We start from the raw sequence: 6933 nt of genomic DNA, 5'->3' as shown, positions 1-6933 counted from the left end.
CCTCAGACGGATCGGCGCGAGGACAATCGAAGACCTCCACAACGCAATCGCCTCGGTCATCGACCTCTACTCAGCCGACGAATGCCAGAACTACTTCAAAGCTGCTGGATATGGAGTCAAATGATGCGGAAGTGCTTTAACACACGCGCCCAGCGCCAGGAAAAATGCTGCGGAAATAACTCTACTGCCCACTTTCATGGCGGGGCCTCCGTTACTTTACAAGAACTGTACAATGACGATCAGCTCACCCATCCTCCCCCAATTGTCGAGGCGACCACTGCAGGAAACAGCCCCAATCGGGCCATATCCGCCACAATTTTTTGTAATGTTAGCAAGAGGTGAGATGCGCTTTATCACAGCACACAGTTTCCATGGTGCCGGAGAGAGTGAGAGTGGGCACTCACATGTTCTGGTCGTTGCCAGTTAACATTTCCCGTGTGCGCGGCTGATCTTGCCCATCAACGACTAAACGAGTGCGGGCAAAACGTGAATGACGATGTCCACTGAGAAGTGACCGACAATAGCGGCAAGAATACCATGTCGCCAATACAGCCATCCATACAGAATTCCGACCAGGGTGTTTCCCAGGATTGTGGACCAGATAGAAACAGGTGTCGCAGCTTCAAACGAGGCAAGCTGCGGCAGGTGAGCCATTCCAAATGCCACGGCCGCCAGAACGATGATCGTGCGGACCACGCCCGAATGTGCAACTCGCTGTCCCAATAGTCGTGAAACGGCCCATACAAGAATGGTCATGAGACCCAATCGAAACCAGACTTCTTCGCCGACCGCTGCTCCGAGAGACACGAGCAAACCGCCAAGGGCGCCGTGGTGTCCGTAGGCAGGCATTTCAGGCGGCAGAGAGGACAGGAGAGCGATCCTGAGAACCACCATGGCGGCGCCGAATGCCAAGCCCAGAAGACATGCGAGTATTGTGCTCTTGAGAAATTTCGATCGTGCACCTGGCGCGTTTCTCAGCAAATCAATGAGCAGAGGCGCGCCAAGTCCTGTCCGCGGTCCCAGAAGAAGGCCCAATTCAGCCAGTGGTATGGTCACGAGCGACGGCACGATAGTGCTCGGGATGATGACAGTCCATATGCTTCGACCAGTCTGTGCGACGCCGTAGACCAAACCCATGAGCTGGGTCGCAATGGTCAGCACCGATAGCACTATGAGAGGCAGCAGGATCGAATGATTGCGAATTGAATCGTGTTTCATTGTTTGAGCCCTATATAAATCGACTTTTTGCTCGCAGTCCTGAAAGCGTTGGATTGAGTCTCAGGACTGAAAAATCGCAATCGGGCGCAGGCCGCGCATGATCCCCATGACTATGGAAATCGTTGCGCAGGTGTCCCGTCGATCAGTTTGAGAATTTTTCGTCAGCACCGACGTATCGAATTACGATAATTTGTCCAGTGCCTTTTGAGGCGCCCTGCATATACGCGCAAATGCTTCGCAAATGGCGCACCGAACCCGAATAGAAAGAGCGCCCCCCGCGCATCCTTCATGCCGAATAATCAAACACCGGCCAGCGGTCCACGATCGCACCGCCCTCATACACTGCGATGTCGCCAAACTGCAGGAACACCGCCTCGCTCTGGTGCGGGCGCAGGAAGACGAATTCGTCCGGGCTGATCTCCAGCTCCGGCCCGCCATTCAGCATTTCCTGGTTCGACGAGCGTCCGAACGTCTTGTTGTATTCAAGGCCGGGCGGGTCGACCGGGTCGGCCAGCCAGTTGCCGCCATAGATGAACACGGTCTTCGACGCGTTCGGGTTCCACGCCCGCGTCGCCCCGTCGGCAAATTCCAGCCCAGGCATGTGCGTCACCGGCAGCGACTTGATCACCGGCGTCGCGATGAAACTTGCCGGCACATGCGGCTCCAGCAATTCGGTGTCGAAATGCGTCGGCTTGACCAGGCACGAGCCCGCCGACACCTCGCTGGCAATCTCCGTGTCCTGATAAGTCCGATAGGTCGGACTGCCGGCAGCATTGCGCGTGATGCCCGCCATCACGTCGGCCCCGAACACCTCGCCCGCCTGCACCAGCGCATCGGCATAGGTCTTGCGCACGCCCTTCATCGCCCGCTCGCGCCAGCCCATGGCCGTCGGCAGGGACGGGATATGCGGATCATATCCCATGAAACCCGCAAAACTGAGGCGCGGGTGCGCTATGATCGCTGCGAGCATCGCGCCCAGCACTTCGCCGGGCACCACGCCGCCCCGGTGCAGGCCGACGTCCAGTTCCACATTCAGCGCCAGGTCCCGTCCGAACTCATCTGCCAACGCCGCATATTGGGCCACGCGTTCGGGCGTATCGACCAGCCACTGGATGTTGTCCGCCGCGCCCGAGACCTCCAGCGGCAGCTGTTCGAAATATTGCCGCGCAGCCTGAACCGGCAGGGGCTTGCCGAGCAGCTGGCTCGCTTCCGGAATCGCCTGCGAAATCTCCAGCAGCATGGGCAGGTTGAACGTCATCAGCCGGTCGGTGCCGGTCCGTTTGCGGATATGGTCGATCAAGCCCAGCGAGGGCAATGACTTGGCGACGATCCGGTAGCCCATGCCCGGCGGCAGGAAGCCTTTCAGCGTGTCGATATTCGCGTTCAGCCGCGCCCGGTCCACCACCATGGTCGGCATCGCGATCCCGGCAGCGATCAGCGCCTTTTGCACGTCCAGGAAATAGGCATCGCGCGGCCCGCTCTTGTCTCCGGGTTTCATCATCAGCGCGGTTACTCCAGCTAGGGCGGCGCCGCCCAGGATCAGGTTGCGACGGGAAAATTCAAGCATCGAACGGCTCCCCGAACAGTTTGGCAAGGTGCGGGTTCAGAAACTTGCCCGCAGGGTCCATCTCGCGGCGCAGGGTCATGAAGTCCCCGAATTTCGGATACAGGGCGGCGAGTTCGTCCCGCCCCAACGAATGGTGCTTGCCCCAGTGCGGACGTCCGCCATTCGCGCGGTGCAGGGGTTCGATATCGGAGAAGAAATAATCATACGGCTCGTCCACCGCCGCATGGATCGCGATCGACATGCTCGGCCCGTTATTGAACGGGCTCAGCCACGCATCATCCGGCGCGATGAGCCGCACTTCCATCGGGAAGAACACGTCCTTGCGCTGTTCGAGTTTCGCGATGACCTCGCGCAGGCCCTTCAGCCCGTTCGCGCGGGGAAGGTGGTATTCCATCTCGTTGAACTTGATCGGCCGGGTCGTCGCCAGCAGCTTGTAGGAATTGTCGCTGACATCCTCGACCACGCCCTTGGGCAGGGCCGCGCCGATAATCTTGCGCCGCAGCCAGGGTGACCAGCCAACGGTGTTGCGCAAGGCTTTCAGCTCTTCCAACGTGGAATCATCCTCGGTCTCACCCTTGCCCGTGATCGGGCCCTCGTGCAGGTCGTGGCTGATCCCGGCGGCATAGCCGGTGTGCGGGAAATAGTAGAATTCGAAATTGCGATGCTGTTGGGCGAGGTCCTCGGCGCGCTCCATCAGCGTCTCGATTCGCTCTACCCAGACTGTCCGGCGCAGGTTGAACGCGGGCACCGTGCGCAGCATGTATTGTGTCATCACGCCCAGCGCGCCGAGCGACACGCGCCCAGCTGCAAACAGGTCGGCATCGCTCTCCGGCGTCACGTCCAGAATGTCGCCATTCGCTGTCACCATCCGGAAGCCCAGGATATGGTCGTGCAGCGCGGTCAGCGTCTCGCCGGTGCCATGCGTCGCCGTGGAGAAGGATCCGGCCAGTGTCTGCACGTCGATATCCGGCAGGTTCGGCAGCGCCCGGCCGACGCCGGCCAGTTCGGTTGCCATCTGGAACAGGCGCGTGCCCGCGCCGAACACGGCTACGCCGGTCTCGGCATCGATTGATTTCATGCCGGTCAGGCGGCTGACATCCACCATCATGCCTTCGCTGGGTACGAGGCCGGAAAAGGAATGCCCACTGCCGAACGGGCGCACCCGGCCATTGGTGCCGGCAATCAGGGCGCTGAGCTCGTCCTCGCTGACAGGAAGGTTGATCGCCTGCGGCGTCGCGCGCTCCACGCCGGACCAGTTCATCCAGCTTTCCTCGCCTGCAGGCGCGTCAGGATAGTCTGGGTTGTAGTCAGCTCGCGTGAAGTCGCGTCCGCCCCAGGTCAGGTGCCGTCCGGTCGGGATCGCCACGCCGCCTGCCACGACCGCGCCGCCCGCCAGCAGCATCGTCCTGCGTGAAACCGCCATAACGTCTCCCCTCGTTTTGATGGGGAGTGGACACGGGGCAGGCGGGGGATGTCAATACATGACGTCGGTGTCAGGTTTTATGGTACGGGCGCGATAGCGAACGCAGATCAGCCCGCAAAGGCCTTCTCGATCACGAATTCGGCCGGCGCTGCGTTCGAGCCTTCGGTCAGGCCGTTGGCAATCATCAGCGCCTTCACGTCCTGGATCATTTCCATCGAACCGCAGATCATCGCCCGGTCTGTCGTGGGATCGAGTTTCGGCACGCCGAGATCCGCAAACAATTTTCCAGACTCGATCAAGGTCGTGATGCGGCTCATGCAGTCAGAGGTTTCGCGCGTCGTGCTCGTATAGAGGCGCAGCTTGCCCTCGACCATTTCGCCGACCAGCGGGTCATTGACGAGATCGTTCACGAGATTGCGGGAATAGGTCAGTTCATCCACGTCGCGGCACGTATGCGTGACGATCACTTCGTCATAGCGCTCATAGGTGTCCGGATCGCGCACGAGGCTGGCGAATGGCGCAAAGCCCGTCCCGGTCGAGAACATGTAGAGCCGCTTGCCGGGGGTGAGCGCGTCCAGCACCAGCGTGCCGGTCGGCTTCTTGCCCAGCAGCACCTTGTCGCCCGGCTGGATCGATTGCAGGCGCGATGTCAGCGGGCCGTCAGGCACCTTGATCGAATAGAATTCCAGTTCCTCGTCCCAGGCCGGCGAGGCAATTGAATAGGCGCGCAGCAGCGGTTTGCCGTCTTCCCGGGGCAGGCCGATCATCACGAATTCGCCGGTGCGGAAGCGAAAGCTCTGCGGGCGCGTGATGCGGAAGCGGAACAGCCGGTCGGTATAATGTTCGACGCTGAGGACGGTTTCCTCGGTCGGCGCGTTCGGGTTCACTTTCGGCGCGGCAGCAGCAGCTGCGGATGCATTGGCGGTCATGGGCGGGCCTCTTCACGGGGACTGCTATTCAGGTACAGCGCCGCAAATGAAGCCTCGCACCCGCAAAAGCAAGGTGGCAGATGGGCAGTTTAGTTTTCCTGAACGGTCGCAGAGGCCGCCATTTCAGGCCAATCCGACACCCAGTGAATGTCGGCATCCCTGATCGAATGGGCGTCTTTCAGCTCATAGACATTCTCATATCCATAGCCGTAGAGATTGATGAAGGTCGGCACATTCAAGGCCAGCTGGATGCGTTTCACCATCACCGGGGCAACATTGTCGGTGAAATTATTATTGCAATAGATCAGGATACGCGTGTCCGTGTCGCCCAGCACCTTGGCCAGCTTGTCGTCCGTGAAGTCAGAGAAGTTGAGGTTAACCGCGCCCTCGATATGGCCCATATGGAAGGCCTCGGAACTGCGCGTATCCAGCAGGATCGTGCCGGGCTCGGCTTTCATCGCATTGAATGTATCCAGGTCGACAAGCCGCGTCTGGCGATAGGCGGCAATCTCGCCGCTCAGGCCGACAAAACCGTCATAGTCGATGAAGGAGTCCGGCGCGTCCTGCGCCTCGGCGCTGGCCAGCAGGCCGCAGCCGACAAAGGCGGCAATCGTGATGATCCCAAGAATGGCATTCCGCTTCGCGCCCACGGGACATCTCCTTTTTGTTTCCCTGTGACCGGAATCCTCGCGCGCAAATAAGGCAGGAATACGGAAGAAGAAGGGGCATTGCATGAGGTGCTGCAATCCAGCACCAGCTTCCGCCTCGGTAATTTGAAGTGCATGACTTCAGAATGTGAAGCGCAACACTTCAGTTCCCGAACTATCGAAATTCCCGCTCGAATGGGATGTCCGGTAATCGCCGGATCGTCCGGCAGCAAACAAACAGGGAGACTATCGATGGTTCGGTTCATCACCATGCTCTGCAGCCTCATCTGCTACGCCATTGGCGTTGCGGCGCTTGTCGGCCTCATCCTATTCGTGGCGGACGTGTTCCTGCCCGTCACGCTAAATACAGCCTCAGCCTTCGCGCCGCATCTGACGGGTCCGGTGGCGATCGTCTGGAATGTTGCGCTTATCGCGCTCTGGGGCGCGCAGCACACATTCATGGCCAGTCCCGGTTTCAAGGCCTGGTGGACGCAATACATGCCGGCCGCCATTGAGCGCAGCCCCTATCTCGTCTTCGTCGCAATCATGACTGCAGGCCTTGTCCTGCTCTGGGTGCCGCTCCCCGGCGCACTTTGGGATGTATCCGGCACAATGCCCGGCAACATTATCCTCGGCGTCTATTTCCTCGGCTGGGTCGTGGTCCTGGTCTCCACGTTCCTGATCAACCATTTTCACCTGTTCGGCCTGCAGCAGGCCTGGCAGCAGGTTGACCACACGCAATCGAAGGACATCACGTTCCGTACACCATTGTTCTACAAGCTGGTGCGCCATCCGATGATGACTGGCGTGCTGATCTCGCTCTGGGCGATTCCGGAACTGACAATCAGCCGTCTCGTTTTCACGCTGGCCATGACAGTCTATGTTCTGGTCGGCGTCTACTTCGAGGAGAAGACACTGGTCGCTGATCTTGGCGAGGAATACGACGCCTATCGCCGCACAACGCCTGGCCTCATCCCCGGCATGCCGGCTTCGGGAAAGGCGGCCAGCGCCTAGAGCGTTTCAGTTTTCGGCGGAAGCATAACCCGCTCCTGTGATATAGTTTTGGCATTCGGATGAGCTGATGGTCTTCACGATTTTTCCGGTTTCATGGATGACGTCTTCGATTGTGTGTTTCTGGGCCGTGCGCAT

The 6933-nt window shown here is 59.7% G+C and carries 6 protein-coding genes; 1 reads left to right on the top strand and 5 read right to left on the bottom strand.

The window, feature by feature from the left end; all coding sequences use genetic code 11:
• Positions 1–465: 465 nt before the first annotated feature.
• The 5 genes from ACESNB_RS01920 to ACESNB_RS01900 all read right to left on the bottom strand — a co-directional run bounded on the left by ACESNB_RS01920 (position 466) and on the right by ACESNB_RS01900 (position 5787).
• Positions 466–1218, bottom strand: coding sequence for a CPBP family intramembrane glutamic endopeptidase (locus ACESNB_RS01920; protein WP_373003009.1), 753 nt, complete (start codon positions 1216–1218; stop codon positions 466–468).
• Between the two features lie 286 nt (positions 1219–1504).
• The gene (locus tag ACESNB_RS01915; protein WP_373003007.1) at positions 1505–2785 is read right to left on the bottom strand and encodes an alanine racemase; all 1281 of its coding nucleotides are present in this window, start codon (positions 2783–2785) and stop codon (positions 1505–1507) included.
• Positions 2778–4208, bottom strand: coding sequence for a D-arabinono-1,4-lactone oxidase (locus ACESNB_RS01910; RefSeq protein ID WP_373003005.1), 1431 nt, complete (start codon positions 4206–4208; stop codon positions 2778–2780). Before ACESNB_RS01910 ends, ACESNB_RS01915 begins: the two co-directional genes overlap by 8 nt.
• A gap of 107 nt (positions 4209–4315) precedes the next feature.
• Entirely contained in the window at positions 4316–5137 is an 822-nt protein-coding gene (locus ACESNB_RS01905) for a ferredoxin--NADP reductase (protein WP_373003003.1), read from the bottom strand.
• An 89-nt stretch (positions 5138–5226) separates the two neighbouring features.
• Complete coding sequence (locus tag ACESNB_RS01900) at positions 5227–5787, bottom strand: rhodanese-like domain-containing protein (protein WP_373003001.1); 561 nt, start codon at positions 5785–5787, stop codon at positions 5227–5229.
• 249 nt (positions 5788–6036) lie between these two features.
• Here ACESNB_RS01900 and ACESNB_RS01895 point away from each other — a divergent pair, with 249 nt between their 5' ends.
• On the top strand, positions 6037–6798 hold the full coding sequence (locus ACESNB_RS01895) for an isoprenylcysteine carboxylmethyltransferase family protein (RefSeq protein WP_373002999.1): 762 nt from the start codon (positions 6037–6039) through the stop codon (positions 6796–6798).
• Positions 6799–6933 lie beyond the last annotated feature (135 nt).

It is taken from the genome of Hyphomonas sp. (genome assembly GCF_041689225.1).
Taxonomy (GTDB): domain Bacteria; phylum Pseudomonadota; class Alphaproteobacteria; order Caulobacterales; family Hyphomonadaceae; genus Hyphomonas.
The sequence above is the reverse complement of the archived record's forward strand: the minus strand, read 5'-3'. Positions and strand labels throughout refer to the sequence as shown.

Coding starts and splice junctions, on each gene's coding strand:
- ACESNB_RS01895 (WP_373002999.1), top strand. CDS start 6,037: ATGGTTCGGTTCATCACCATGCTCTGCAGCCTCATCTGCTACGCCATT.
- ACESNB_RS01905 (WP_373003003.1), bottom strand. CDS start 5,137: ATGACCGCCAATGCATCCGCAGCTGCTGCTGCCGCGCCGAAAGTGAAC.
- ACESNB_RS01910 (WP_373003005.1), bottom strand. CDS start 4,208: ATGGCGGTTTCACGCAGGACGATGCTGCTGGCGGGCGGCGCGGTCGTG.
- ACESNB_RS01915 (WP_373003007.1), bottom strand. CDS start 2,785: ATGCTTGAATTTTCCCGTCGCAACCTGATCCTGGGCGGCGCCGCCCTA.
- ACESNB_RS01920 (WP_373003009.1), bottom strand. CDS start 1,218: ATGAAACACGATTCAATTCGCAATCATTCGATCCTGCTGCCTCTCATA.